24 protein-coding genes are annotated in these 26,222 nt (G+C 53.5%); 12 read left to right on the top strand and 12 right to left on the bottom strand.

Annotation, left to right across the window (positions count from 1 at the left end; translation table 11 throughout):
- Positions 1-110 precede the first annotated feature (110 nt).
- From BLR00_RS09410 to BLR00_RS09400, 3 genes are all read left to right on the top strand, one after another.
- Complete coding sequence (locus tag BLR00_RS09410) at positions 111-1,016, top strand: DUF6279 family lipoprotein (RefSeq protein ID WP_081346706.1); 906 nt, start codon at positions 111-113, stop codon at positions 1,014-1,016.
- Positions 1,017-1,176: 160 nt separating this feature from the next.
- Positions 1,177-1,860 (top strand): type 1 glutamine amidotransferase domain-containing protein, encoded by a 684-nt coding sequence (locus BLR00_RS09405; RefSeq protein ID WP_074632110.1) that lies wholly within the window; start codon positions 1,177-1,179, stop codon positions 1,858-1,860.
- A 75-nt stretch (positions 1,861-1,935) separates the two neighbouring features.
- Positions 1,936-2,154: a hypothetical protein gene (locus BLR00_RS09400; protein ID WP_074632109.1), complete on the top strand. Its 219-nt coding sequence runs from the start codon at positions 1,936-1,938 to the stop codon at positions 2,152-2,154.
- A gap of 87 nt (positions 2,155-2,241) precedes the next feature.
- On the opposite strand, the gene BLR00_RS09395 is transcribed toward BLR00_RS09400, so the two are convergent.
- A complete protein-coding gene (locus BLR00_RS09395; protein WP_074632108.1) occupies positions 2,242-3,132 on the bottom strand; it encodes a LysR family transcriptional regulator in 891 nt (296 codons plus the stop codon).
- Positions 3,133-3,297: 165 nt separating this feature from the next.
- Between BLR00_RS09395 and BLR00_RS09390 the strand changes: the two genes are divergently transcribed.
- Both BLR00_RS09390 and BLR00_RS09385 read left to right on the top strand, forming a co-directional pair.
- Positions 3,298-4,203: a pirin family protein gene (locus tag BLR00_RS09390; RefSeq protein ID WP_074632107.1), complete on the top strand. Its 906-nt coding sequence runs from the start codon at positions 3,298-3,300 to the stop codon at positions 4,201-4,203.
- Between the two features lie 32 nt (positions 4,204-4,235).
- Entirely contained in the window at positions 4,236-4,658 is a 423-nt protein-coding gene (locus tag BLR00_RS09385; RefSeq protein WP_074632106.1) for a DoxX family protein, read from the top strand.
- Between the two features lie 161 nt (positions 4,659-4,819).
- On the opposite strand, the gene BLR00_RS09380 is transcribed toward BLR00_RS09385, so the two are convergent.
- Positions 4,820-5,239: a nuclear transport factor 2 family protein gene (locus BLR00_RS09380; protein WP_074632105.1), complete on the bottom strand. Its 420-nt coding sequence runs from the start codon at positions 5,237-5,239 to the stop codon at positions 4,820-4,822.
- A gap of 165 nt (positions 5,240-5,404) precedes the next feature.
- Here BLR00_RS09380 and BLR00_RS09375 point away from each other — a divergent pair, with 165 nt between their 5' ends.
- Positions 5,405-6,115, top strand: coding sequence for a protein-L-isoaspartate(D-aspartate) O-methyltransferase (locus tag BLR00_RS09375; protein WP_081346705.1), 711 nt, complete (start codon positions 5,405-5,407; stop codon positions 6,113-6,115).
- Positions 6,116-6,146: 31 nt separating this feature from the next.
- The gene (locus BLR00_RS09370; protein ID WP_081346704.1) at positions 6,147-8,576 is read left to right on the top strand and encodes a spermine/spermidine synthase domain-containing protein; all 2,430 of its coding nucleotides are present in this window, start codon (positions 6,147-6,149) and stop codon (positions 8,574-8,576) included.
- 144 nt (positions 8,577-8,720) lie between these two features.
- Here the strand turns inward: BLR00_RS09370 and BLR00_RS09365 are convergent, their stop codons facing one another.
- From BLR00_RS09365 to BLR00_RS09355, 3 genes are all read right to left on the bottom strand, one after another.
- Positions 8,721-10,289 (bottom strand): putative bifunctional diguanylate cyclase/phosphodiesterase, encoded by a 1,569-nt coding sequence (locus BLR00_RS09365; RefSeq protein WP_074632104.1) that lies wholly within the window; start codon positions 10,287-10,289, stop codon positions 8,721-8,723.
- A gap of 178 nt (positions 10,290-10,467) precedes the next feature.
- Positions 10,468-11,193: a glycosyltransferase gene (locus tag BLR00_RS09360; RefSeq protein WP_074634236.1), complete on the bottom strand. Its 726-nt coding sequence runs from the start codon at positions 11,191-11,193 to the stop codon at positions 10,468-10,470.
- A 259-nt stretch (positions 11,194-11,452) separates the two neighbouring features.
- On the bottom strand, positions 11,453-12,865 hold the full coding sequence (locus BLR00_RS09355) for a DHA2 family efflux MFS transporter permease subunit (RefSeq protein WP_074632103.1): 1,413 nt from the start codon (positions 12,863-12,865) through the stop codon (positions 11,453-11,455).
- Positions 12,866-13,526: 661 nt separating this feature from the next.
- On the opposite strand from BLR00_RS09355, the gene BLR00_RS09350 reads away from it, so the two are divergent.
- The 3 genes from BLR00_RS09350 to BLR00_RS09340 all read left to right on the top strand — a co-directional run bounded on the left by BLR00_RS09350 (position 13,527) and on the right by BLR00_RS09340 (position 15,865).
- On the top strand, positions 13,527-13,724 hold the full coding sequence (locus BLR00_RS09350; RefSeq protein WP_074632102.1) for a hypothetical protein: 198 nt from the start codon (positions 13,527-13,529) through the stop codon (positions 13,722-13,724).
- A 558-nt stretch (positions 13,725-14,282) separates the two neighbouring features.
- Positions 14,283-14,828, top strand: coding sequence for a PEPxxWA-CTERM sorting domain-containing protein (locus BLR00_RS16990; protein ID WP_074632101.1), 546 nt, complete (start codon positions 14,283-14,285; stop codon positions 14,826-14,828).
- A gap of 536 nt (positions 14,829-15,364) precedes the next feature.
- Entirely contained in the window at positions 15,365-15,865 is a 501-nt protein-coding gene (locus BLR00_RS09340) for a hypothetical protein (protein ID WP_074632100.1), read from the top strand.
- Positions 15,866-15,896: 31 nt separating this feature from the next.
- On the opposite strand, the gene BLR00_RS16320 is transcribed toward BLR00_RS09340, so the two are convergent.
- A complete protein-coding gene (locus tag BLR00_RS16320; protein WP_107797661.1) occupies positions 15,897-16,154 on the bottom strand; it encodes a hypothetical protein in 258 nt (85 codons plus the stop codon).
- Positions 16,155-16,300: 146 nt separating this feature from the next.
- On the opposite strand from BLR00_RS16320, the gene BLR00_RS09330 reads away from it, so the two are divergent.
- Positions 16,301-16,645, top strand: a complete 345-nt coding sequence (locus BLR00_RS09330; RefSeq protein ID WP_074632098.1) for an NrfJ-related protein — start codon at positions 16,301-16,303, stop codon at positions 16,643-16,645.
- Positions 16,646-16,687: 42 nt separating this feature from the next.
- Here the strand turns inward: BLR00_RS09330 and uvrB are convergent, their stop codons facing one another.
- Positions 16,688-18,769, bottom strand: a complete 2,082-nt coding sequence (uvrB, locus tag BLR00_RS09325; RefSeq protein WP_074632097.1) for an excinuclease ABC subunit UvrB — start codon at positions 18,767-18,769, stop codon at positions 16,688-16,690.
- A gap of 94 nt (positions 18,770-18,863) precedes the next feature.
- Between uvrB and BLR00_RS09320 the strand changes: the two genes are divergently transcribed.
- Positions 18,864-20,057 (top strand): pyridoxal phosphate-dependent aminotransferase, encoded by a 1,194-nt coding sequence (locus BLR00_RS09320; RefSeq protein WP_074634235.1) that lies wholly within the window; start codon positions 18,864-18,866, stop codon positions 20,055-20,057.
- 42 nt (positions 20,058-20,099) lie between these two features.
- Here the strand turns inward: BLR00_RS09320 and BLR00_RS09315 are convergent, their stop codons facing one another.
- The 5 genes from BLR00_RS09315 to BLR00_RS09295 all read right to left on the bottom strand — a co-directional run bounded on the left by BLR00_RS09315 (position 20,100) and on the right by BLR00_RS09295 (position 26,108).
- The gene (locus BLR00_RS09315; RefSeq protein ID WP_074632096.1) at positions 20,100-21,449 is read right to left on the bottom strand and encodes an alkaline phosphatase family protein; all 1,350 of its coding nucleotides are present in this window, start codon (positions 21,447-21,449) and stop codon (positions 20,100-20,102) included.
- 3 nt (positions 21,450-21,452) lie between these two features.
- Entirely contained in the window at positions 21,453-22,094 is a 642-nt protein-coding gene (locus tag BLR00_RS09310) for a hypothetical protein (protein ID WP_074632095.1), read from the bottom strand.
- 117 nt (positions 22,095-22,211) lie between these two features.
- On the bottom strand, positions 22,212-23,303 hold the full coding sequence (locus tag BLR00_RS09305) for a hypothetical protein (RefSeq protein WP_143007637.1): 1,092 nt from the start codon (positions 23,301-23,303) through the stop codon (positions 22,212-22,214).
- A gap of 575 nt (positions 23,304-23,878) precedes the next feature.
- Positions 23,879-24,466 carry a hypothetical protein gene (locus BLR00_RS09300; protein ID WP_074632093.1) on the bottom strand — a complete coding sequence of 196 codons (588 nt, stop codon included), beginning with the start codon at positions 24,464-24,466 and terminating at the stop codon, positions 23,879-23,881.
- 10 nt (positions 24,467-24,476) lie between these two features.
- Complete coding sequence (locus BLR00_RS09295; RefSeq protein WP_074632092.1) at positions 24,477-26,108, bottom strand: DUF8189 domain-containing protein; 1,632 nt, start codon at positions 26,106-26,108, stop codon at positions 24,477-24,479.
- Positions 26,109-26,222 lie beyond the last annotated feature (114 nt).

The raw sequence follows: 26,222 nt of genomic DNA, 5'->3' as shown, positions 1-26,222 counted from the left end.
ATACGCTCGACTGAACAAAATTTCGATACGAAACAAAAGACCAGCGAGGACGCGCAAATTTATGAAACATTCGGGATAAGATCCAGATTGCCGTGCGGCACATGATAGACATGATTAAATCTTCTTTAAGGCTGCCAACGATCGTGGTGCTCGCATTGGTCCTGTCTACCTTTGCGGGCTGCAGTGTAATGCGCCTTGGCTACAACCAGGCGGATTATCTCACTTACTGGTGGCTTGACGGTTTTGTCGATTTCAACGATGCGCAAAAACCGCGCACCCGCGAGGCGCTCACACAATGGTTTGCCTGGCATCGGCGTGCGCACTTGCCCGAATATGCCAATCTGCTTGCTCACGCGCAAAATCTCGTAGCGGAAGATATCACCGCCGAGCGTACGTGCGGCTTGTGGACTGAAGTACGCGGCTACATGGATGAGGCATTCGAGCGCGCCATACCGTCAACCGTGGAAATAGCCTCAACGCTGACACCACAGCAGATACAGAATATCGAACAGCGATATATCAAGTCTAACAAGGAATTCCATGACGAAAACCTGCGGGGCGACGCCTCTCAGCGGCTCAAGAAATCGATCAAGCGCACGGTTGAACGAGCGGAGTTTTTCTATGGTGATCTCGATAACACGCAACAAGAACTCATCACCCGGTTGGTAACCCTTTCGCCCTATGACGTCAATATATGGAATACCGAACGTCTACGGCGCCAGCAGGATTTCATGCAGGTGCTGCGTCAATTGAGGGAGAATGGCTTGAGTCAGGAAAAGGCGCAGGCTAGGTTGCGCGCTTACGTCGAGCGTATTCACCGCTCGCCCAATGATGACTATCGAAAATACACGGAGCGATTATCGCAATATAACTGCGCTTTTGTGTCGAACTTCCATGGCACCACAAGCGCGGCACAAAGAAAACATGCGGCAATAAAGTTCAAGGGCTGGGAATCCGATATACGCGCGCTTCTATCGCCGGTGCGAACAGCCGGTTTACCCCAAATAGTCCATTAGGACGCGAGTGATGGCGAGACGGGCTGTGAGGAGTTTTGCCGGTTGGCAGAAGTCTGTAGTTTATTGAACCATCCTCTGTTACTGTATTTTTCCGACAGGCTACTAATCGCTCAAGTAGTAGAAGTAGCAGAAAAAGTTTCTCAAAGAAAGGAGGTCAGCCATGAAGGTGCTCATTGTTCTCACGTCGCATGACCAGCTCGGCAACACCGGCAAAAAAACCGGTTTCTGGCTGGAAGAATTCGCCGCTCCCTATTACGTACTGAAGGATGCCGGCGTAGCGGTCACGCTGGCCTCGCCAAAAGGTGGCCAGCCTCCGCTCGATCCGAAGAGCGATCTCCCCGAAAATCAGACCCTGTTAACGCAGCGCTTCCGCACGGATACCGCCGCGCAGGCTGAACTTGCCAGCACGAAAAAACTCGTTGACGTATCAGCGGATGATTTCGATGGGGTTTTTTACCCCGGCGGACATGGCCCGATGTGGGATATGGCCGAGAACGCGACATCCATTGCGCTGATCGAAGCCTTCGTAAAGGCCGGCAAACCAGTGGCCGCGGTATGTCATGCGCCGGTCGCGCTTGTCAATGTGCGAGGAAAAGATGGCGAGTATCTGGTTAAAGGCAAGCGTGTAACCGGATTTACCAATGAGGAAGAAGAGGTGGTGAACCTCACCACAGTGGTACCTTTCCTGCTGGAAGACAGGTTAAAGGAACGGGGTGGCATCTATAGCAAGACTGCCAACTGGGTTCCCTACGTCCAGGTGGACGGCAAGCTGGTAACCGGCCAGAATCCGGCCTCTTCGGGGCCAGGCGCGGAAGAGCTGCTGAAGCTGCTTCGCTCCACCTGAATTTTCTGGATCGTGGCGTCAGGCTGAAAAACGGGGTATAAATGAGCGGTCAACTGCTGATCCGGGATAGTTAGCATGGACAACAACGAATGGTATTATGAAACGGGGTATGTGGAACTATTGTATGCGGCATTGGTAGTTGGCGTTATTGCTGCGTTGTACTATCTCCGCCGGTCTACTCGAATATCTGACCTGGCAACCAACGTAATTGAAGAGAATCGGCCGTTACTGGGCTTGATTGCCCTCGCCGTCGTGCTCTTTATTATCAATAGGGTACTGGGGGATCTATGGTAATCCCCTGGAGTCTGACCAGATCCCCTTTAAGCGTCGTGCCGCCGCACTCGGCTATGTGCGTGTTCCGCCGCCTGGTGAGGGCTAAATTTATCCTTGTTTTAATTTCTTGACGAACCACCGGCCTGCCGGGCCGGGAGGTGCATCCTTGCGGTGAATGGCATGCATGGAAAATGCAGCACCGACGGAAGGGTGAGGCTCCAACTCAATACGGACCAGGGTACCGCGCGACAGATCTTCCTCCACCATTGGCAGTGGCATATGGCCCCAACCCAAACCTGCCCGTAAAAATGCATGTTTCGCACCCAGATCCGCGAGCCGCCAGATTTTTGGTGAGAAAACGCCGAAAGTGCGCCCTTCCGTTAAGGTAGAACGATCAGTAAGCACGAGTTGCAAGTGATCGGCGGCATCAGCCCGAAGAACGATACCCGTTTGTTTTGCCAGAGGATGCGACGGCGCCACCACCGTTACCGCACGCACGCTCAAAAGATACTCGGAAGAGCAGTGTGCCGGGACATCGGGAAATGAACCAATTACTCCAACGCGGCAGCGTCCGTCCAGAACTGGCTGCAGGACCGCGCCAAGCGCCTCAACATACAGATGTAGCGGCGTTGAGGGAAAAGCCCCATGAAACGCGTGCACTGCTTCGGTCAATGCGGCAATGGGATACATCACGTCTACTGCAACCGCCAATTCCGGCTCCAGCCCTTCTTCCAGGGTTCGTGCTTTTGCCTTAAACGCATCCATGCTATTGGCAGCAATGCGTGCATCTGCAAGTAATGCCCGCCCCGCCTCTGTCAGCCGGGGATAGCGTCCAGTCCGATCAAACAAGGGAAACCCCACCTGCAATTCCAGGTTAGCCAGCGTTTGGCTCACGACTGACTGCGCTCGGCGCAATTTGCGACCGGCAGCCGAAAAACTTCCCTCGTCTGCGGCAGCTATGAAGGTGCGCAGTTGATCCATGGACATCGCGTCTAACATCTATCTCTCCTGACGATACTTTATATCTAAATATATAGACTTCCCAGATATTAATCCAGTATCTATCATTCACTCATCGTTTCAGCAATGCAAAACCATGCTCAAACGACCCAAGTTACCTAAGACATGGGTCTTGAACAAACGTAAATTAACCGGAGAGAAAAAATGAATGACATCGTTAAAGATATTGCCGTCTTTTCAGACCAAAATAAAATTTTTCAACGGCGAGTCCATTATCGCACCCAGGGCCGGAACCAAGGCGGCATTACCCGTCTCGTCAGTCCATCCGATCTGGGCAATTCGATCAAGCCTTTTGTTTTCCTGGATTACTTTGACATGGTATCGAGCGGAGCCCGGATGAACATGCATCCGCATTCCGGCATCGCAACCTTGGCAGTGATCCTGTCCGGAAAGCTTGACTATGCCGATACCACCGGCATGCATGGAACGCTGCCTGCAGGTGGCATCGAATGGATGAACGCCGGCGGTGGTGTGTGGCACGACGGCGGCGCAGCTGAGAACGAGCGTGTCCAGGGTTATCAACTATGGGTGGCATTGCCTCCGGAAGACGAAAACGGCACTGCATATAGCCGGTATCTTCCTCCGGAACAAGTGCCATCGAGTGGCCCGGCACGAGTCATTCTCGGTCAGTATGGCCAGGCGAAAAGTTTGATCAGGACCCGCACCCCGATGAATTATCTACACGTGCGCTTGAAAGACGGCGAACACTGGCGCTATCAGCCGCCGACCGATCATACCGTCGCCTGGATTGCCACAAACCGGGGGAAATTATGCACTGCTACCGGCACACTGCAAAACGAGATCGCGGTATTTGACGAATCCAACCTGGCTATCGATTTCACCGCGGATGGGGACACCGAATTTGTCCTTGGCTCGTCAATCAAACATCCTCACGAATTAGTCCTGGGTTACTACTCGGTACACACCAGCAGTAAAGCGCTCGAACGTGGCGAAGCCGAGATCAAACGGATTGGTCAACAAATAACATATTCAATCGAAAACGCCGCTCCCAGCCTCTGGATAATCCGATTTAACCATTACACGCCATAACCAGCTTTTTAATCAACTTTCAAGGAGTCACCATGAACAACGTTGAAAAAACATTTCCCGCTCTTCCGATGATCGGCCGCTTGATGATGGCAGCAATTTTCCTGGTCAGCGGCTTCGCCAAAGCCGCAGCTCCGCAAATGACTATTGGCTACATCGCGTCGGTCGGTTTACCTTTTCCAGCATTGGGACTGGCGATCGCCGTAGCCGTAGAAATTATCGGCGGTCTTCTGCTTGCATTGGGCTATAAGACACGTATTACCACATTGGTTTTGGCGATCTTCTCCGTGGTCACGGGTGTAGTGTTTCATAACGTCATTGGCGATCAGAATCAGTTCATTCACCTGATGAAGAATATCGCCATGACGGGGGGTTTGATTCAAGTGATGGCTTTCGGAGCCGGCGCATTCAGCATCGATTCATACCGCAATTCCGGTCGGGTAATTCCGATCGGGTAAATACAAAAACTGCCTTTGCGTCGCATCCATAATATCGAAATCAAAAGCCCTGGCAGCAACCGGCCGTGGCTTTTGTGAAGATCAGCCACGCTTCCGGCATCGACATATCACCGTGAAGATACTTTTTGACGATTCATCGCGCCTGGATGCACCCATTGTTCTCAGGATTCGATACCGAGAATCGGCGTATCCAGAGCCTTGGCTGCCTGCACGGGATCGAAATATTCGCGCAGGAATATGATTTTTCCTTCTGAAGCCCGCAAAAATAGCACGTAATTCTGGATATAGACACGTCCTGTCGACTTGATGAGTCCTTCTGCACTAAATTCGGCAATCGCCACTTCTGGATCGGTTGAGGCGTAGACCTTGGCGTCGAAGAAACGGAAATTCTCTACTGCCTCCAGGAACCACGTTACATGATTCATCACCTCCTGTCGTCCCGTCAGCCGTGCTGGATGGCCAAGGGAGGGTGCATAAGGTAGCTCCCACAAGAGATCATCGGCGATCAGTGTCTGCCATTGCGTGTTGTTCCCGACAAATGTCTGAATATGCTGATGTAAGAGATTGGAAGCTATCGTCATTTAGTTCTCCTCGTTGGCCTGTAAATCGGTATCGGTCATAAACAAATGGGATCATAAAAGTTTTCGTGAATCATACATCCAGCAAGAAAATGAGCGATCAGCTGCCGGATATGGAATTATTCAGAGATTCCTGGCATCACGCCAGGAATTTGCTTTAATGAAAACATGAAGCACTTCATCCTGGGCACATTCCTTTATCTCTGTTGCGCCTTTCCATCGCATGGCGAGGAGTTCGACGCAAAACGCCATAAAATGATGGAAGAAGTATTGGCTGATATAGCCGCCAACGATGGTTTCACGCTCAGCCCCGGCGTCATGGCGGCGATGGAAAAGGTACCCCGGCATCGCTTCGTGCCAAACTGGCTGACTGCGTTTGCCTATCTCAATCGCCCGCTTCCCATCGGCCATGGCCAGACGATTTCGCAGCCAGTCATCGTGGCACTGATGACCAGCCTGATAAAGGTCAAGGCTGGCGACAGGGTGCTTGAAATCGGTACCGGTTCAGGCTATCAGGCCGCTGTTCTGGCGGAAATAACCGAATCGGTGTACAGCATCGAAATTATTGAGCCACTGGAAAAAGAAGCGGCCGAGCGGTTGAAATCTCTTGGCTACGGCAATGTAAAAGTAAGGCTGAGCGACGGCTACTATGGCTGGCCGGAAGCGGCTCCGTTCGATGCCATCATGGTGACCGCCGCCTCGAGCCATGTCCCGCCACCTCTGATCAAACAACTCAAACCAGGTGGCCGTATGGTGATTCCGCTCGGTGCGCAATTCATGACCCAGTATTTAATGCTGGTGGAGAAACATATGGATGGTTCGATCACCAGCCGTCAAATTACGCCGGTGGCGTTCGTTCCGCTCACTGGCGGCCATTAGGCGGTATCAGGAACCTTGGTAGCCCGGGGTTATGCCGACACTCATGTTCGTGACGAGGCCGCCGTTTTTCGCCATTGGGCTGCTCTCCGGTTGCCTGCTGGCGTATGAGGTACTGCTGACACGCTTATTCAGTATCGTGCTATGGCATCACTTCGCCTATATGATCATCAGCGCGGCGATGCTGGGCTTTGGGGCAAGTGGTACAGCGCTAACCTTACTCAAGGAAAAAATTGCGCCCCACGTCGGTGCGGTGTATCTCATCGCCGCCGCCGGGATGGCTTTTATGATGCCCCTGGCGTTCCTGCTCGCGCAACAAGTTCCCTTCAATCCACTCGAACTGCTATGGGATAGTACCCAGCCCGCCAAACTACTCGTCATTTATCTGCTGATGATGTTGCCCTTCTTTTTCGGCGGACTGTGCATAGGTCTGGTTTTATGGTACTTCGGCGACAACGCGGGGCGCATCTATGCATTCGACATTTTTGGTGCGGGGGCGGGCAGCCTGGGCGTTATCGGCCTGCTCTATATCGTGCCACCCCACAAGGTGCTGATCATTCTCACGACGCTAGCTTTGCTGGCCGCCGCCATTGCCGTCATCGAGCTGGAAATGCGGCCGAAATGGATGGCGAAGGTATTTTTTGGGCTGGCTATACTGGCGCCTATGGCGCTACCCGGCAACTGGCTGCTGATGCAACCCTCCCTTTACAAGGATTTGAGCCAGACCTTGAACATTACCGGAATGCGGGTAATCGAGGAAAGTTCCAGTCCACTAGGGCAGGTTACGGTGGTGGAAAGCAGTCGAATTCCGTTCCGTCATGCGCCGGGAATGAGCTTCAACGCCACAGATGAACCACCACCGCAACTGGCGGTGTTCGTGGACGGAAACGGTCCGGCGGTCATCACGCGATTTGACGGCAATCTCGCGCCGCTGGCCTATCTTGACCAGCTTACCTCGGCGTTGCCTTATCACGTGCTGGAGCAGCCACGTGGTAAGCCGCACGTGCTGGTCCTGGGGGCAGGGGCAGGCAGTGATGTATTGCAGGCATTGTATTACGGCGCCAGCAAGATCGATGCCGTGGAACTTGACCACAATGTCATCGATCTGCTTCAGCACCGCTTTCATGATTTTGCCGGGGACCTCTACACCCGTCCTGGTGTACAGGTGCATGAAGGCGAGGCGCGTGGCTTCGTCAATATCAGCCATGACCGCTATGATCTGATCCAGGTGGCGCTGCTGGATTCATTTGGCGTCGCCTCCGCCGGACTATACGGCCTCAGCGAAAGCTATCTCTATACGGTTGAGGCATTGCAAACCTACCTGAACCGCCTGACCCCGGGTGGCATGCTGGCTGTCACCCGCTGGCTCAACCTGCCGCCGCGCGATTCACTGAAACTGTTTGCCACAGCCGTAGCCGCGTTGGAGCGGGCCGGTGTATCCAACCCCGCCGCGCGGCTGGCAATGATACGGGGCTGGAAAACCGTCACGCTGCTGGTGAAGAACAGCGATTTCACATCGAACGAAATCGCAGCGATCAAGGAATTCAGCCGCGCACGTTCCTTTGATCTGGCTTACTACCCCGGGATGCGCGCTGACGAGGCGAACCGTTACAACTTGCTGGCGCAGCCCTATTTCTTCGAGGGGGCGGTTGCGCTGCTGGGTACGGAACGGCAAGCATTCCTCGACCGGTACAAGTTCTATATCGAGCCGGCAACAGACGATCGGCCTTATTTTTTCCGCTTGTTCAAATGGAACGCCGCCGCGGAATTATTTGCCTTGCGCGAGCAGGGCGGTATGGCGCTGCTCGACTGGAGCTATCCGCTGCTGGTGGCAACGCTGGGACAATCGTTCTTGGCAAGTATCCTTCTTATCCTGGTGCCGCTTGCGGTGTCGCGTTGCCGCCACACATTACCCACTGCGCGGGTGGTACTGTATTTTCTCGCCATCGGCCTGGCCTTCATGTTCATGGAAATCGCATTCATCCAGAAATTTGTGCTATTTCTGGCTCACCCCCTGTATGCCGTAGCGGTCGTGTTATGCGCATTTCTGGTGTTCGCCGCCGTGGGGAGCTGGCTTGCCCAGCGGTGGCAGAGCAGGGTGGCCGGCAGCCGCAATGTTACCTTGGCGGTAATGATAATAGGCGCCCTGGCGGCACTCTACCTTGCCGCCTTGCCAGACGTGTTTCAGGCGCTCATCCATTTGCCCGATGCGGTAAAAATAGTTATTTCCATAGCGCTGATCGCGCCCATCGCGGTATGCATGGGAATCCCTTTTCCCACGGGTATGATGCGGCTCGCGCACACAGCGCAAGACGCCATTCCCTGGGCATGGGCAATCAATGGTTTTGCCTCGGTGATAGGGGCCGTCCTCGCCACCTTGCTGGCTATTCACCTGGGTTTTGCCGTAGTAATTCTCTTGGCAGTGCTGCTCTATGGTTTGGCTTGTGCCGCTTTAGGGGATTGAGGGATTTGGGGATCGAAAAGTTGAAGATGTTTGGACTGATATATTCCCGGTAGGGCAGTATTTTTACCGGCTCAATCCTACAAGGGCTGTCCAGAAGGATCAGTCAGAAAATTGAACCGGCACATGGTGTTAAGCTACGTCAGGCTAGCCTTGGCTCAATACCAGCAGCCGGGGCATGGTCAAAGGCGAACGATCGGTCGCACTCGTCAGCTTCTGCCTGCTTATCCAGGCGATCATTTTGTCTTCACGCATGGGCTTGGAGAAAAAGAAGCCTTGCAGTTCATCGCAGCCGAAGTCTTGAAGAATCTTCCGTTGCGCCTCTGTCTCAACGCCTTCCGCGACGACGCTCAGGTTCAGCACATGTGCCAGATTGATCACCGCCTTAACTATCGCACGCGCATCGCTGCTCGACTCGATATCATTGATGAAACTGCGATCAATCTTCAACTGCTTCGCTGTTAGCTGGCGCAGGTAGCTCAGGCTGGAATAGCCAGTACCAAAGTCGTCAATCGATAGGCGCACGCCGATGTCCGCCAGCCCCTTGAAAAAACGTTGTGTTGCTGCGATATCTTTCATTGCGACCGATTCGGTGAGTTCGCACATCAATTGCGACGCATCCACCTGATGACGCTTCAACGCCTGGCTGATGCTGCTGATAAGATCCTCCTGGTGCAACTGGTGTCCCGATAGATTGATGGCTACATTCACCCGCACTCCCTCATCTAACCAGGCCTGCATCTGGCGGCAAACCTCATTGATGACCCAGTTGCCCAACCCGTTAATCAAGCCAAAGCGTTCAGCGATCGGGATGAACACTTCCGGACTGATAATGCCTCTCTCCGGATGATTCCAGCGCAGCAGTGCCTCCATACCCTTAATCTCGCTACTACGTCCATCCACCTTGGGCTGATAGTAAAGTTCCAGCTGTCCAAGCTCTACGGCATGACGAAGGTCTTTCTGCAAGTTCAGCTGATCCACCGCATTGTCTTCCATTTGAGGCTCGAATAATGCATAACCACTCCCACCGGAACGCTTGGCGGCATACATCGCGGCGTCGGCATATGCCACCAGCTTATCGCGGCGACCTTGATCAGGATAGACCACAACGCCCACCGAACCGGATATCTCAACCTGCTGACCATTAATGTCAAACGGCTGTGCCAGCGCCTTCACCAACCGGTTTGCAAACTGGGTACAGTCAGCCACATTGCGGACGTCTTCCATCAGGAGTACGAATTCATCGCCGCCCAGACGCGCCACTGTGTCACTGTTGCGTGCGATGCCGCGGAGCCGCGAAGCCGCTTCCTTAAGCACCAGGTCACCGGCAGCGTGGCCGAAGGAGTCATTGACAGGTTTGAAGCCATCAAGATCAACGAACAATACCGCAAGCTTTTTCGGGTTTTGCCCGGCGATATGTTCCTCCCCGCAATCGCAGACCGAGACCGCGCGCATTAACTGATCTTCGAACAACACGCGATTGGGCAATCCCGTAAGCGGATCGAGGAGGGCGCGCTTCTGCAACTCTTCATTGGCGGATTCCAGTCGCGCGTTGGCAGCCTTCAATGACTTTGAAAGGTGCATGCGTATCACGAGTATGAAGACAGGCAACGCCAAGACCAGCAGCGTGCTATCCGCACTATGGGCGGCAAAACTTGCGATCAGTACGGACCCGGCTATCATCCAGGAGCTGTGATTTAAAAACAGGTATAACATGACATATCCTCCAAGTAAGGGGTTATGTGTCTATTACGACTTGGGGATATGAAACTTGAGGAACATGATGGTGAGGAGCAGATCCGGCTCCTACAGGAGCGACTGATCCTGGTGACGAACGACGTCTGGGTTTGTTACCGCGATAGAAAAAAGTATCAAACGACAATAACGTATCGGCTTAACGCCGGCCATCATACCAGATCGGTAACTGCTTCCTATCCTGCAGGGACCGGCGTGGATGCAGCATAACGCGCAGAATTTGACCGGCCATCTCTTGCGCGGAGTAAAGTTGTACCTTGCGCGATGATGTTTCCAGCGGATGCCTAGTCAGGATGGCGAATTGAAGGCCGCGTCGCCGGCCCCACTTCTTTAATTGCTGACTCAAGTCTATTTCGTCGGCAGCGTAGAGTTCCTGGTTGAACCCGCCGACATCACGAAACGCGTCGCTGCGGCACACAACGAGCGCGCCTGCCGCCCAGCGACACAGCATCGATATGCGTGTCCACAGTTGCAGCATCCAGTGTGCCCACCACGGCAACCCGTGCATCTTTACCGTGCTGCCACAACCTACACTCTTGCCGTCTTCAATCAGCCGCAAGATATCGGCAAGCAATCCGGGGCTTAAAATACTGTCGGCATCCACAAACAGCAACCAGTCGCCCGCCGCCACCGCTGCGCCGGCATTGCGTGCCCGGCCAATCTGATTGATTGGCTCAAAAACGACCTGGGCACCCGCCTGCCTCGCCAGTTCGGCCGTGCTATCGGTGGAGTTGTTATCCACCACAATGATCTCGGACGTAAAACCGGGCCTGTCATTTTCGGCGAGTGATGCAGAAATGGAGTGCAGGCAGTGTTCAATCAGACGCTCTTCATTAAAAGCTGGAATGATAATTGAGAGGTGCATGCAAAAAATGGGATCCTGGTTTGCGGAGTCAACACCGTTATTATCCTTGAAATATGATGTGCGCGAAAAAGACATGCAAGATATTCGCGTACGGAACGAGGCGGGGAATTTGCAGGAGCTCTGTCTCTGTTAATGAAGCGGAAAAGAGTGGATAAAGCCGGGTTCGGACGAGGCGCTCGCTCTCCTGCGAATGCCCCAGATAAAACCTGAAGTGTTTCTATTATCAGCCAATCCCATGCAGACACACATTGTGTTCAACTTATTGCATGTCTTGCAAGTTTCCCTTGCTGACACTTTCGCCATCTCGAGAATGCAGCGTCCAGAATGAAAGGGATGACAGAATGGTGAGTCCCCCTAGCGTTAAAAATGCATAATGCAGCGCATTCGTCACGGCCAGATGGTCGGTTTGTGGTAATCCACCCAGGTACCCGCTGGTAATTAGCGACCCGCAAGCAAGCCCAAAACTCAACGACATTTGTTGTAGCGAGCTTGAAATGGTGCTCGCCATGCTTGAGTCCGATGTTTCAATATCCGCATAGGCCATGGAATTCATGCTGGAAAACTGAAGCGAGTTGAAGAAGCCTTGCGCCAATCCCAGGACCACGATCAACGCCATGGGGGTGGCCGCATCCACTAATGAAAAAAAGCTTATCGTAAGTCCCATCATTACGGTGTTCAGAATCAGCACCCGCCGGTACCCATACCGTCTCAATATCGGTCCTGACAGGAGTTTCATTCCCATGGCCGCGGCCGCGGTAGGCATCATCAGAAGGCCCGACTGCCAAGCGGGCAGGCCCAGGCCTAGCTGATAGAGCAGGGGCAGCAGGAAGGGAAGGCCGCCCACACCCAAGCGCGTGACGAAACCTCCGACCACCGCAACGCGAAACGTGCGAACCCGAAATAGAGTCAGCCGCAGCAATGGATAAGCCGTATGGTTGGCATGCCAGCCGTAAGCAACCAGCAAGCTCAAGGAAATGAGCAACAGAATAATGGCTGGAGTCATGCCGATCTCGTGCTCGCCGAATATTTCCAGCAGCCACGAAAGGAGCGCTGCACCGCTGCCAAACAAAGCCAAACCGATGAAATCCAGCGGGCGAGGCGTGTCACCACGGTAATCCGGCATGTGCCGATGTATAAGATAAAGCGCCGCCAGGCCAACAGGAACGTTAATAAAGAATATTTCCCGCCACGATAGCCAGTGCACGATAAGACCACCCACCGTAGGACCCAGCAACGGACCGATCAGAGCCGGTATGATTACGAAATTCATTGCCATCAGCAGCTCGGACTTGGGAAAGGTTCGTATGATGGCGAGTTTTCCCACGGGCAGCATCATGGCGGCACCCATTCCTTGCAAAATGCGCGCCGCTATCAGCATAGGCACATTGACAGCCAACCCGCATAAAATGGACGATAATGTAAAAATGATGACGGCAATGCTGAATACCCGCCGTGTTCCGTAACGGTCGGCCATCCAGCCGCTCACCGGGATACAGACGGCCAGGCTCAGAATATAACTGGCAACAACGGCCTTTAGACTCAGCGGCGTTGCATGCAGACTGGCCGCCATGGCCGGAATCGCGGTATTGACAATGGTCGAGTCCAATTGCTCCATGAATAACGCGGTAGCGACGACCCAGGGCAGATATCGCTTGACGGTAGGATGATTCATGAAGGAGGAAAATAAGAAGGAATATGCGCGCTGGAGGGGAGGGAGCCTTCGTAACGATAACCACCACTCACGCAGCGCACAAGAATCCGGACATTAGAGCTGGCCGCTACTTTCGAGTGGTAACAGCCACAGTTTCCGTTAAGCATAAAACACAGCACCCCGGTCAGCCGGCATTCCTTCCGACTTTCCGACCAGCATGAGCAAAATGATATTATTGGCTCACCACGATCCATCATACCAGACCGATGATTTCTTCTTGTCTTGCAACGACTGCGGCGGGTGCGGTATGACGCTCAGGATCTGGCCCCAAAATTCCCCATCGGAGTAGAGTTTCACCTTGCACGGCGACGACAATAAGGTTTTTGCAAAAAGATATGCAAATGGAAGAATTTGCGGACATTGATAAAACGGAACTTGGTTCTCCTTCGCAGTTTGAACGCTAGGAAAGAAACACTAAACCTGCCGTGCATGCGCTATTTTTACATTAAAAATATACTATATCATATTGATATAGAAAAGTTATTTTGTGGAGAACTCCGATTCAATCCACATTCTCCGTCGCTTTTTATGCGTATGAATAAAGAAGTCAGCCTAGCATTTCTCGCTAGCGTATTTCTGCTTGACTATAACTATTAAACATCAATCTACTTCAGGAGGTTACATGGATGACTTCGAGATCGTACCTTGGCTGATAGGAGCCGCAATTTTTATTGTCGTGCCATTTTGGAGAATTTTCGCCCGGGCGGGTTTCAAGCCCGTATTTTCATTACTCGCACTCATCCCTGGAGGTATCCTGATCCTGCTGTGGGTTATTGCGTTTGCGAAGTGGCCCGCATTTACGGAAGAGAAGAAGGAATAATGCAAAAAAGATTGCAGCGCTGGCTTGCCTCCATTTATCATCTATTTAACATAATATACATTATGCGCAAATTAAACATGCCGGGATTCTGTCAATTTAATCGGTTCATCCGCTTCCAATGGTCAGGGTCGGGAAAATATTGAGTTATACGAAACAGCTGGCTTGGCTGCAAATGATTTCGTTTTAATGTACGCATGACCATCAAGCAAGATAAATACGCTTTATGTGTGGCTCCGTACAGAAGCCAAGATCAAGGGAGAAGATAATACGCACTGGTATCTGCTTTTTTCTCCCTCTTGTAGTAGATACCACTGGCCCGGCACAGGCCAACTACTCCTTGCCGGGCCTCTTTTACGCCGTTTCAAAGCAAATCACCCCACCGTTTCAATCCCAGCCTTTCCTCTTCGTACCCAATTTGCTACCCATTCATATCGATTCCCTATCTATGTTGGATAGCGCACCGAACGTCTCAGGATAACGAGTATCGTTATAAGGCCGTGGCCCGTTTTGTACTGATAACAAACCGCAGCAATTACTTTTTCATTCACAGGTGTTCAGGTGAGTGCGAATAGCGGAATAGCCCCTGTTGAATTCGATAATATCAATCCCACTTACTCATCAGATTTTCGAGTTTTCAGTTCGCAGCGCCTCTTTACTGGCGTGGGTAGCAATGTCGTGGATGTTTCGTTCTTTTTACCAGGCACTACTACCCCCGCACTGGTTTCGGGCTTCGGGTCGGTATTTACGGATGTCGATCTGACCAGTTCAACAAAGATTGAGTTTTTCGACGCTGCTAATGCTTCACTGGGGGTTTTCAATGTGCCCGTTGGCACAGTTGACTCCGAGAGCTTGTCATTCCTGAGGGTATCCTTCACTGAAGGCGCCATCATTTCGCATGTCCAGATCACCAGCGGAAACATGGCACTGGGTGCAGGAGTCAATGATGGCGCCCCTTTTGGCCCGGATAACGTGATTGATGTCGTTGCCATGGATGATTTCATATATGCCGCACCTGTGCCCGAGCCAGAAACCTATGCCATGCTACTGGCGGGTCTTGGGCTGATAGGTGCAATAAGCCGTCGCCGTAAAGCTTCCATGAATTGATTCAGGAAGAAACACTCCGGAACGGGAACCCAGGTTCCCGTTTTTCATTTACAGAGCTCGCTTACCTGCGGCGTATTCATTTTGCTCTTTCCCGGCGCGGAAATGCTCGCCCTGATGTGCCTGATCAGCTATTAGGGATGGATAAGCCCAAACCGCCGAAAATTCCGTCTCATTACCATACGCCGAATAAGCGGGAGGACATGTTTTCTGGAAGTAATCCTATCGCGCACTCATTCCACGTGAATTTTATGTGACGGTTTTTGCAGCGATACGCGCACCAATCAAAGATGAAGGTCGAGTAAGACAAGAAAACCATTGTGAATCATAATCTTAACCTAAAGAGGCGGTCAATTGCCGGATTTGGGATAATCGGCAATATGAGAAGGCATTAGCAATTGGCAATCACGTTCCCCCACGCAGATCTGCCAATAGAGTAAGATTAAGCTATATTTCGGGATAAATATTCTAATTATCAAGAACTATCGGCAATGGCTTCTGGGATTAGAGCCAAGCCCATCTTATAAGAAGGAGAAGACGTGAAATTTATCATTGCGGCTATCTTCGTGGCGCTGATTGCGGCCACTGCACAGGCCCAGGAAACGAATCCAATTTATCAATCGCCAGATGCTCAAAGCAAATTCAGGGATGCCCAGCTCCACGTGCAAGAACTGATGAAAACCGGCCGTTACGCAGAAGCATCGAAATTCATGCCGGTCTATCAAACGCTGGCCTGTGAAGCCGCGGAGCAAAAAGCGGGCAGGAGTGCAGAGGAAGGCGCAGCGATCTGCGCACAGAAAAATAAACCGGCGGGTCTCAGCGCCGGGCAATCCCCGCAACAATCTGCACAACCTGCCACGGAATCATTTCTGGGCCCGGGCGTGACCATGATGCAACGTACCGTACCAGGCTCATCGACATTCCTGGACGGGTCGGCACCCTCCATTTTTGTCTTTGATCCCCGGAGTGTTCCTGGAACTGATTCCCGGACTAGCTCCCGGACAGATTCCCAAACGGATCCCTGGACTGGAAAACCTTAACCCTATGAGCCCCGTTCGAGTGTCAGCAGCCTTAATGCCCGTCATTAGCTGAGGGAGCCGAGTACTCCTCTAAACAAAGCGCGGTCTCCACGACTTTCTTTGCTTCGTCAATACTCTTTACATGGGAGAGATCCACCGCCGGGTTAGGATAGCTATGCCAGAATGAGAAACCGGCAGATGTAACCCATAGCAGGCCTCTGACATGCTTTTCTATAAACAGGCCTCTGATATGCTTCTCTACAAATACCTCCTGATGGTGTTCATCAACTACTTTCCATTCAAATTCCATGACCCAGCCCTCCATGCTCTAATATTGAATCATCTCGATTTTACCAGCAACACGCTCAGTATTTATACCCGGTATTTTCGATTGGAACTCCAGGGAATTGAGGTGTATCATGCCGTCTGGAAAATTTACCCCTATCGGAGGCGGTTTTGAAAATATCTTATTTTGCAGTCGCTTTCTCTATCGGAATTGCGCTGGCAAGCCCTTTATACGCAGCTGCCGAGAAAGCGAACACCAGTGCAACGACTGCGGCAGCGGGAATGCCAAGCAATGAGGGTAAGGTCCTCTCCACCCTGGATGCGCCAGGCTATACCTACATGGAGCTGGCCACCACCGAAAAACGGTTCTGGATTGCAGCGCCCACTACCCGGGTAAAAGTGGGTGATCATGTACGGTTCGAGCAAAGCCTGGTCATGAAAAATTTCAAAAGCAGCACACTGAATCGTACCTTCGATCAAATTATTTTTGTCAATTCCGCGACAATTGTTAAATAAGAATTAACCTTAATATTCAAGTTTATATACTTGATTCTTATGTTATTTAAGCGCCCTCTTCTTGAGTGGCGCTGTCTTTTCCTGGCTTACCTCAGGTTCAGGTTCAATAAATCCCACGAACAGCTTGTTTTTTAACCTTTTTAACTCATCACGATATTGAGCGGCTTGCTCGAATTCAAGATTTTTTGCGGCATCCAGCATCTGCTTTTCCAGTAGCTTGATTTCTTTTGCCAGTTGCACCTCGCTCATGGAATCATAACGGGCTTGTACCTGCGCCGCCTTTAGATGCTGCTGCGCGGTTTCAATGTTGTAAACGCCATCGATCAAATCCTTGACACGTTTGTGCACGCTTCGCGGCGTAACGCCATGCTCAAGGTTAAACAGGATTTGTTTATTGCGCCGGCGCTCGGTTTCATCCATGGCGCGACGCATGGAATCGGTAATCCTATCGGCGTAGAGAAGCGCGGTACCATTGATATGGCGCGCCGCCCGGCCTATTGTCTGGATCAGTGAACGTTCCGAACGCAGAAAGCCTTCCTTGTCGGCATCCAGTATCGCCACCAGCGACACTTCCGGAATGTCCAATCCTTCACGCAGCAGATTGATACCCACCAGGACATCGAATTTTCCCAGCCGAAGGTCGCGAATGATCTCCACCCGCTCCACCGTATCGATGTCGGAATGAAGGTAGCGCACCTTGATGCCATGATCGGAAAAATAATCGGTCAAATCCTCCGCCATGCGCTTGGTCAGCGTCGTCACCAGCACCCGTTCGCCCTTGGCCGTGCGCAGACTGACTTCCGACATCAGGTTGTCGACCTGGGTAGTTGCGGGGCGAATCTCGATCTGCGGGTCCACCAGGCCGGTGGGACGCACCACCTGTTCCACCACCTGGCCGCTGTGAACCCGCTCAAACTCCGCAGGGGTTGCCGAGACAAATACCGTTTGCGGCATCATTTGCCTGAACTCGTCGAACCGTAGCGGGCGGTTATCCAGCGCGGAAGGAAGGCGGAAACCATATTCCACCAGGTTTTCCTTGCGGGAACGATCCCCCTTGTACATTCCGCCTGTCTGTGGAATGGTCACATGGCTCTCATCGATCACCATCAGCGTATCGGAGCGAAGATAATCTATCAGGGTGGGTGGCGGCTGCCCCGGTTTTTTCCCTGAAAGATGCCGCGAGTAGTTCTCGATACCTTTGCAGAACCCCAGTTCATTGAGCATTTCCAGGTCAAAGCGGGTACGTTGTTCGATACGCTGCAACTCCACCAGCTTATGGTTTTGCTGAAAAAAATCGATGCGCTCCCTCAATTCTTCCTTGATAGTCTCGATGGCGCGCAATGTGGTACTTCTGGGCGTTACATAGTGACTGGAGGGATAAACCGTATAACGCGACACTTGTTTCAGCGTGCGCCCGGTGAGCGGATCGAACAACACCATGCTTTCGACAATATCGTCAAACAGCGATACTCGCACAGCGGTTTCCGAGCTTTCCGCCGGAAATATGTCGAGTACGTCACCCCTCACCCTGAAGGTTCCACGGCCGAATTCAAACTCATTACGCTCATACTGCATTTCGATCAGCCGCTGTATGGCCTCGCGCTGAGTGATTTTTTCATTCTCGCGCAGGTGCAGAATCATGCCATGATAATCCACCGGGTCGCCAATACCGTATATGCACGATACGGTGGCGACAATTATGGCGTCATCCCGCTCAAGCAGCGCCTTGGTTGCGGACAGGCGCATTTGCTCGATGTGCTCATTAATACTGGAATCCTTCTCGATAAACAGGTCGCGCGAAGGAACATAGGCTTCCGGCTGATAATAATCGTAGTAGGATACAAAGTACTCGATGGCATTCTCGGGGAAAAACTCGCGCATTTCAGCATAGAGCTGAGCTGCCAGCGTTTTGTTCGGCGCCATGATGATCGCGGGACGGCCAAGCCGTGCTATCACGTTAGCCATCGTGAAAGTTTTGCCGGAACCTGTCACCCCCAGCAGCGTCTGGAACGCGAGGCCATCCTCTATCCCCTCCACCAGCTTGTCGATGGCTTCAGGTTGATCGCCAGCGGGCGTGAACGATTGATGCAGCTTGTAAGGGCTATTGGGGAAGGTAACGATCACAGGTATAATGCCCGGTCCAATATTTTTTGACTATCCGCCTATATTATCATGCGGACACAACCCGCATCAGTGCAAGGACACTAAGGACATTATCGTGGAACTCTCAAAGCGCGTTCAGGCCATCAAGCCCTCCCCCACCCTTGCCGTCACCGCCCGCGCCGCCCGGCTCAAGGCGGAAGGAAAGGATATCATCGGACTGGGTGCCGGCGAACCGGATTTCGACACCCCTCAACATATCAAGGATGCGGCCATTGCCGCCATTAATAAAGGTTTCACCAAATATACGGCGGTGGGCGGCACCCCCGGCCTGAAAAATGCCATTATCGCCAAATTCAAGCGCGATAATAATTTTGACTATTCCGCGAAGCAAATTCTGGTTTCGTGCGGCGGCAAGCAAAGCTTTTTCAATCTGACGCTTTCGGTCATCAACCCCGGCGACGAGGTCATCATTCCCGCGCCCTACTGGGTTTCCTATCCTGACATCGTTCTGATCGCCGAAGGCAAGCCGGTGATTGTCGAAGCCGGTATCGAACAGGGTTTCAAAATAACTGCGGCGCAGCTCGAAAAAGCTATTACACCCAAAACCCGAATGTTTGTTATCAACAGTCCCAGCAATCCTTCCGGCGGTGTTTATACATTCGATGAACTTAAAGCGCTGGGCGAAGTTCTGCTGAAATATCCTAATATCCTAATCGCCACCGATGACATGTACGAGCATATACTGCTTTCGGGCGGCAAATTCGTGAATATCCTCAATGCCTGCCCTGCCCTGCATGACCGCACCATCGTGCTTAATGGCGTATCCAAGGCTTATGCCATGACAGGCTGGCGCATTGGCTATTGCGGCGGCCCGGCACATATCATTACCGCCATGGAAAATATCCAGTCCCAAAGCACCTCCAACCCCGCTTCCATTTCACAGGCCGCCGCGGAAGTGGCGCTTAATGGCGATCAGTCCTGTATTGTACCCATGGTGGAAGCATTCAAGGAACGTAATCAGTTCATAACCGGCGCACTCAATGCCATCCCTGGCGTCGTATGCCTGTTGTCTGAAGGCGCATTTTATGCTTTTGCCGATGTCCGGGAAGCCATCAGCGGGTTGCATGCCAAAGGAGTGATTAACGATTCCACGGATATCGCTTTCAGCGAATATCTGCTGGAACACAGCGGTGTGGCGGTGGTGCCTGGGTCAGCCTTCGGCAGCGAAGGCTATATCCGGCTTTCCTTCGCCACCCACATGACCAACCTGGAAAATGCATTACGGCGCATCGCGAAAGCGCTTGGCTAACAGCTTGCCAGAGTCTGAATGACGATCGCATTTTCGGAAATATTATTCTTCCGGCATATGCACAAGTTCCGGATACTTCTCGAGTGCGCGCGTACGGTCATACTTCAATAGTTTCTTTGCCGCCTCGGTAAAAGCCTGCTGACTATCGGTCTGTGGCTCGGTCGACGGCGCCATCACGACCGAACTTGAAATAATATCCTGTGGCGGGGACGGGATATCGATTCTCGGCTGGGCGAGTGGCTGAGCCAGTACTTGCGACACACTCTGTATCCCCAATTTTCTACGCCGCTTGACTTCGTCATTATAGTCCGGGGTGCCCGCGAATTTCTCGGACAGCAACTGCAGTATGGAGGTATGGTCCATCGCACCCTTGCATACGGTGCCAGGCGCAATCCATGGCGATGCGATGAGCGCCGGGACCCTGGGGCCGGTACTCTCGAATCCCGTCGAGAAAAGCGCGCCGGGCGGCACCGGAGTGGGAATCGTCAGCGGCGGAACATGATCGAAGAAACCCCCATGTTCATCATGCGTGGCAATCAGCAGCGTACGATTCCATTTGGCGGCATCCCTGGTCAGCAGCCTGTAAATATCACGCAGAAAATTTTCACCGGGACCGACAGGCGTGGGCGGATGATTGTCGTTGGCGGTCCAGCCGAAATGGACAGGCGAATCGCTATATTCAGGCTCGATGAACATGACTTTTGGCATCTCCGATACCGATTCGGACTCAAAATCTCCCGGAAATTGTCTGAAACTGCGAAAGTTGGGGCCCAGCACTTCATCAAACCGATCAAACAGCGTAAAGAACGATATTCCGCAGTGATACACACGCCAACTGACGTTATGAGCTTTCAGCCACTCGAAAATGAAGCTTCCCTTGATGGTAGGAATAGGACGCGGTTTCGTGTCTTCGATCAGGGAGTAGCCTGTGTAAGCCACCGAACGGTTTGGCTGGGTATCCGTTGGCAGCGGCGCAAACCAGTTGTCGCACACGGCATATTGCGCCGCCAGAAAACTCGACATGGATGCATCGGCAGGCGAGAGAAAACCCATCGGCGGCGGATCGTTTACCTTGCTTCCGCTGGCACGATAGTATGCCTCGGCAAAACCGCTCATGGTGAAGGGAGCGCCAGGCGTCCCTAACTGAGCCGCCACGAGAGGTCTACTATGGGGCAGATCGTGCAGCAGGGGTCCATCCTTCAACTCGAAGGGCTGGTAACCCTGACCATCGAGGAAGTTCGTATAGTCCAGATTTGCTTCGGGATCGACCAGGCCCCTGACATCTTTTCGATTGCCGAACCGGGCCATGCTGAGATGACCAAGCATATGGTCGAAAGAACGGTTCTCCAGCATCACGATCACAATGGTCTCAATCTGATCAAGAATCGCCATGGATTACTCCTTGCAGGCCATCTGTATTTTGATAATCAACCTGCGCGCAACCGCTTGGAGTGCGTTATCGCATGCTTCATCAGGGCCGACGGGACTACGAACTATCCAGGTTCCAATCATGGATACGTTTTTGAAGCCATCGGTTGTGCCGTTTGGTGGAATATCAATTTCCATGCCGTCTTTGCTGATCGATAACAGCCGGGGGTAGCTATTCGTGATCAATATGGCGCGAATACGTGTTGAAGAGTCCTCACGCTGAATCGTAAATGAAGCCGATACCGATTGAGGTTCGCCGCCACATTGGGCAATGCCTCCCAGCAGCCTGGAACTCTGCTCCGGGGCTACCTGCACATCCCACTCGCGCTGAGCGTTCTTGAGCACACCCGGAACCTTGAGTATGAAACGCGTACTTTGTGCGGGGGTAAAGAACCGCGATCCTTCCTCAGGTACCTCCCCTGCGCCCGCCAGTACCGGAACCGAATCCAATGTTCCATTGCCCGCATCGCCCGAAGTAAGCCAGTCAACCCTGACGGTCTCGCCAGGACAAATGGTACTCGGCACCACCGTGAAGGATTTGATTTGGGCGCAACCCAGGATCAGGGGTGTCATCACCAGAGTCATCCATACCGCAAACCGGTCAGGCATTTGCGTTACCCCAAACCTTTTCTTCGAAAGTGCTCATGATTTTATTCCGATCCTTTGGATGGATGGAAATGAGTCAAATGGGTAAAAAAGAAATTTACGCAGCCCAGCTGTAAAGTTTTACCAGTATCCCGGCGGCACCATGTAGAGCCCCGTATCCCACTTCCATTCCCGAATGGGGTTCTCGGTCATGGCATTCCTGTCGTCAGGCTGCGCCGTCCAGTGAAAATCGCAGACGCTTCCATTGTGCCCCACGAAAGTGTGTATGCCACCATTGGCAACGCCGACGAAGAAGGGCACATTCTCCAGCTTCTCCAGCAGCGCCTCGGTATTGCGGTCTGGCGTGACCCCGCGATAGCCGGTGATAACCGCGTCGCAACGCACGCCGCTCGATTCCGGAATTGGTGACTTCCACACGCGCGCGCCGGCCTTTGCCATGTTAAGCGCGCCCAATTTCTCGCGCTCGCCCGAATCCGACAGGTCTGCGGCGGTCCGTGGTGAGTAGAAGACAGCCGTCCAGCCGTCTTTCTGCAGCTCCTCGCACAAAACAGTGCCGCGCAGATCGGCATCCTTCACTCTGTTGTTGATCTCGGCGAAGCGCGCGCCCATGCCGGCGCCTTCATAAGCCGCCTTGGCATTCTGCATCACCCAGCCGATACATGAGCTCTCCTGAAGGCGGGCAGATTGGCCGGATGTGTTTTCGATAACAACGGATCCAGGTTCGATGGACTCCATACGCCAGCTTCCCGCCCCCATGGCGTCCAACTGCATTTGCAGGCCCTGGCGATCCCCTCTCAGGATATTTTCACGGAAAGGCGAATGATCCCCGTAGTAGAGGCCAATACCGGTGCTGTCGATGGCGGATCGATGAGCATTACTATTGCTGGTAATGCTTCTGTCGCCGAATTCCGCAACCTTCCTCCAACTCCCCGTCTCGCCGCCCAGGGACACAGGACTTTCCGCCTTGGTAAACAACCACTCTGCAATGGATAAGGCCGGCGCATCGGAGATGGTGTTGACGTTGCCATCGTGATCGTAGTTATCGATGATCTCCCACAATTTCTCGAGATTCTGTGCCGTGCCTGTGATAACGCCATTAGCGGCGATGGTCCTCACGTTCAAATCCGGGTAAGCACTCCGCAGCGCGGCGGCGTCGATGGATTTGCCCTTTAAACGATTAATGAAAGTGGCATGGTCGAGTTTTGGCATCATGCGGCTCCTGGCGGTTCAGCGAAGAAAAAGTGGCGTAATGGCGGAGGCTGCTCGCACAGTTTGCCTCTCGCTTCACCTATTTACAAAACGTGCTATTAACTTTAGCATCAATTTGCGAAAGATCAATGTTAACCCGAATGTTTCATAAATTGACGCGCGTCCTTGCTGGACTTTTGTTTCGTATGGAAATTTTGTTCAGCCGGGCGTATGAATAACTACGCCACTCTTCTCAAAATCCCCCTACAAGGGGTAAACCCAACATACGCACTACCAGGGGCAAATTGATCTTTTTTACATCAATCTGGAGACGTGGTGATATCACCGAGCTTCGGAGATCACGGCATGGCTGAATACGCTCGGATTCACCGGTTCCGGTGGCACGCTAAACGGCTAGCTGAACAGCTATCCAAAGAATTCCTGATTCGCTAAAACCGGCGTGCTAAACCGCGAACGTTTCTCGCGTCCGCGAATCTCCTGATTTCATTCCCCGCCGTCAGGCCACACCGGCCGTTAAACACTGAGGCGGTGCCTTGAGCGTTGCACCTGCCTTGAATGCAGGCGCTTTGTTCAACAGTCTACCCGCCGCTCCGGTCGGCAGCCCCGATAGGTGCCCGGGCCTTGTCTGCAAGCTCCTTGAGCAGCACGGCGGCAGCAACTGGTTTGCCTGCCGGAGTTTCCACTGGAGAGGGTGCCAGCGGTACCAGGAGATCGCCTTTTCCCTGAGCACCATGAAGCCAGAGAGCCAGGACATAGAGTCCGGGAACATTGAGTAGCCGCAGTTCAAAGCCGCCCTGCCCCACTTCCGGAGAGTCCCTTGCCGCACGCATCGCCTTCGCGCTCGAATCGACGAAGCGGCCTTCGTTAAGAGTGGAGAAAACCTGTTCCCCCCTGGGCCCGGCAACCGTTTCGGCGGAGGCGAGGACATTGTCACCTTCCTGCACGAGATAGCGCCATCCGGTTGGCCTGGCCGCATCGAGGCCTTTTCCGGCCGCAAGGTCGGTGAGACCGAGCGTGAACACTTGATGCGGCTCGGCAAGCTGCAGGGGCCCGGCAGCGTTGCGCAAGGCAGGGATTCTGAAGGCGCGATTCCTGCTCAAGTCCAGGAAGGTGGAATGCATGGCATCCAGCGCCTGTTGCGGAGGTTTTGGAGCGATCAGGGCCATCGGAAACTCCTCAGTATTTGGTGTAGTAAGTATGGGTCCACGTCCCCGACCCTTTATAGGCAGTCTGCAGGGTCGCGTAATTGACGTCCGAGCGGCCGTAGATCGGATCGTCAACCGACACATAGTCGATACCGCCCGCACTATATTGCCCCTTGATGACCAGGAAGTGGGCGCCGCCGCCCGACCAGGCCACCCGGATCCCCAGCGGACGGGCGAAGGTGACCTCGTTCTCGATCTGGGCGGTAGTGGCGATGCCGCCCACCCAGTGGTCGAAGTGGCCCACCACCGTGAGCGCCTGGTCGAGGAAGCCGTAGACGTTGCAGGGGCCGGATGCCCCTGCGCCGCAACAGTCGGTTCGCGCCAGTTCGCCATTGGCCACGTCGCACTGCTGCCAGCCGCTTCCCGGCTGGTAGAACAGGGCGACGCTGGCCGCGGTTGCCGCCCAGCACCAGTTCGATTGCTGCTGGGGCTGCATGAAGAAGTAGATTTGGTCGAGCCACCAGATCGTATCGATGTGGCGATCGGCTCCCACGACAAAGTCATTGCGTATGTCGACGTGCTGATCGACTCCCACGACAAAGACATCGAGGATGTCGGGATAGCGGCTCAATGCATTGATCGAGGTTCCCGGCGCGACGACCGGCAAACCTCGAATCATACCGTGCCGGTCCCAGGGACTCCGTGCATTGAGCGGGCTGTCCGGCGCGACGGCGCCTGCGGCGATCTGGAACCAGGAGCCCCAGCCGGTGCTAGCGTCCCACCAGATGCTGAAAACGCCGTGGTTCGTGCCCACGGCGAAGACATCGAGGTGATCGGGATAGCGCGACACGACGCTGATAGACGTGTCGGGAGCCGCTGTGCCGCCCGCCACCACAAACCAGTCCTGGGCCCAGCCACCATTGGCGTCCCACCAGATGCTGTAGATTCTATGGTCCATGCCGACGGCGAAAAGGTCCAGGTGGGTCGGATAACGCGCCACGGCCGCAACCGAACTGCCCGCGGCGGCGAACCCGTCCGCAACCTGGAACCAGCTTGCCCAGCCCGTGCTGGCATCCCACCAGGTGCTTAAGATGCCATGATTGGACCCGACCGCAAAAAGGTCGATATGGTTGGGGTTGCGGGTCACCGCCGTGATTGATGTCCCGCCTGCGGCGACGCCGCCGCTGACAACGAACCAGTTCGCCGCCCAGCCGCCTTGGGCGTCCCACCAGATGCTGCAGATTTTGTGATCCGATCCCACCACGAACAGGTCCAGGTGGTTGGGGTTTCGGGCAATGGCCGCGACGGAAGTCCTCGGCGCCGCGGTCAGGTTGGAAACACGGAACCAGCCGTTGGCCCACCCGCCGTTCGCATCCCACCAGATGCTGTAGATCTTGTGGTCCGATCCCACCACGAAAAGATCGAGGTGGTCGGGATTGCGGGCGACCACGGTGACGGTCGTCCCCGGCGCCGCGATGCCACCGGCAATATGAAACCAGTTCGACCATCCCGTGGAGATATCCCACCAGGCGCTGTAAATTCCGTGGTCGGTGCCCACGCAAAAGATATCGAGATGCCGCGGATACCTCGCAACCGAGGTAATGGAAGTCGACGGTGCCGCAACACCGCCCTTGATGCCAACCCAATTCGGTGCCCAACCCATTGTCTGCTCCTTCTGTCAATACTCTGCCCCGAAAGTGGAACAAATACATTGGAAAAATAGGAAAAACAAATGTTCTTTAAAAGAAGCTTCCCTGATGATCCTGCCCTTCTTCGT

The organism is Nitrosospira multiformis (assembly GCF_900103165.1).
GTDB lineage: Bacteria > Pseudomonadota > Gammaproteobacteria > Burkholderiales > Nitrosomonadaceae > Nitrosospira > Nitrosospira multiformis_D.
The sequence above is the reverse complement of the archived record's forward strand: the minus strand, read 5'-3'. Positions and strand labels throughout refer to the sequence as shown.

What these genes read in the sequence shown, in the direction of transcription:
- BLR00_RS09410 (WP_081346706.1), top strand. Translation starts at nt 111, where the DNA reads ATGATTAAATCTTCTTTAAGGCTGCCAACGATCGTGGTGCTCGCATTG.
- BLR00_RS09405 (WP_074632110.1), top strand. Translation starts at nt 1,177, where the DNA reads ATGAAGGTGCTCATTGTTCTCACGTCGCATGACCAGCTCGGCAACACC.
- BLR00_RS09400 (WP_074632109.1), top strand. Translation starts at nt 1,936, where the DNA reads ATGGACAACAACGAATGGTATTATGAAACGGGGTATGTGGAACTATTG.
- BLR00_RS09395 (WP_074632108.1), bottom strand. Translation starts at nt 3,132, where the DNA reads ATGTTAGACGCGATGTCCATGGATCAACTGCGCACCTTCATAGCTGCC.
- BLR00_RS09390 (WP_074632107.1), top strand. Translation starts at nt 3,298, where the DNA reads ATGAATGACATCGTTAAAGATATTGCCGTCTTTTCAGACCAAAATAAA.
- BLR00_RS09385 (WP_074632106.1), top strand. Translation starts at nt 4,236, where the DNA reads ATGAACAACGTTGAAAAAACATTTCCCGCTCTTCCGATGATCGGCCGC.
- BLR00_RS09380 (WP_074632105.1), bottom strand. Translation starts at nt 5,239, where the DNA reads ATGACGATAGCTTCCAATCTCTTACATCAGCATATTCAGACATTTGTC.
- BLR00_RS09375 (WP_081346705.1), top strand. Translation starts at nt 5,405, where the DNA reads ATGAAGCACTTCATCCTGGGCACATTCCTTTATCTCTGTTGCGCCTTT.
- BLR00_RS09370 (WP_081346704.1), top strand. Translation starts at nt 6,147, where the DNA reads ATGCCGACACTCATGTTCGTGACGAGGCCGCCGTTTTTCGCCATTGGG.
- BLR00_RS09365 (WP_074632104.1), bottom strand. Translation starts at nt 10,289, where the DNA reads ATGTTATACCTGTTTTTAAATCACAGCTCCTGGATGATAGCCGGGTCC.
- BLR00_RS09360 (WP_074634236.1), bottom strand. Translation starts at nt 11,193, where the DNA reads ATGCACCTCTCAATTATCATTCCAGCTTTTAATGAAGAGCGTCTGATT.
- BLR00_RS09355 (WP_074632103.1), bottom strand. Translation starts at nt 12,865, where the DNA reads ATGAATCATCCTACCGTCAAGCGATATCTGCCCTGGGTCGTCGCTACC.
- BLR00_RS09350 (WP_074632102.1), top strand. Translation starts at nt 13,527, where the DNA reads ATGGATGACTTCGAGATCGTACCTTGGCTGATAGGAGCCGCAATTTTT.
- BLR00_RS16320 (WP_107797661.1), bottom strand. Translation starts at nt 16,154, where the DNA reads ATGGAATTTGAATGGAAAGTAGTTGATGAACACCATCAGGAGGTATTT.
- BLR00_RS09315 (WP_074632096.1), bottom strand. Translation starts at nt 21,449, where the DNA reads ATGGCGATTCTTGATCAGATTGAGACCATTGTGATCGTGATGCTGGAG.
- BLR00_RS09310 (WP_074632095.1), bottom strand. Translation starts at nt 22,094, where the DNA reads ATGCCTGACCGGTTTGCGGTATGGATGACTCTGGTGATGACACCCCTG.
- BLR00_RS09305 (WP_143007637.1), bottom strand. Translation starts at nt 23,303, where the DNA reads ATGATGCCAAAACTCGACCATGCCACTTTCATTAATCGTTTAAAGGGC.
- BLR00_RS09300 (WP_074632093.1), bottom strand. Translation starts at nt 24,466, where the DNA reads ATGGCCCTGATCGCTCCAAAACCTCCGCAACAGGCGCTGGATGCCATG.
- BLR00_RS09295 (WP_074632092.1), bottom strand. Translation starts at nt 26,108, where the DNA reads ATGGGTTGGGCACCGAATTGGGTTGGCATCAAGGGCGGTGTTGCGGCA.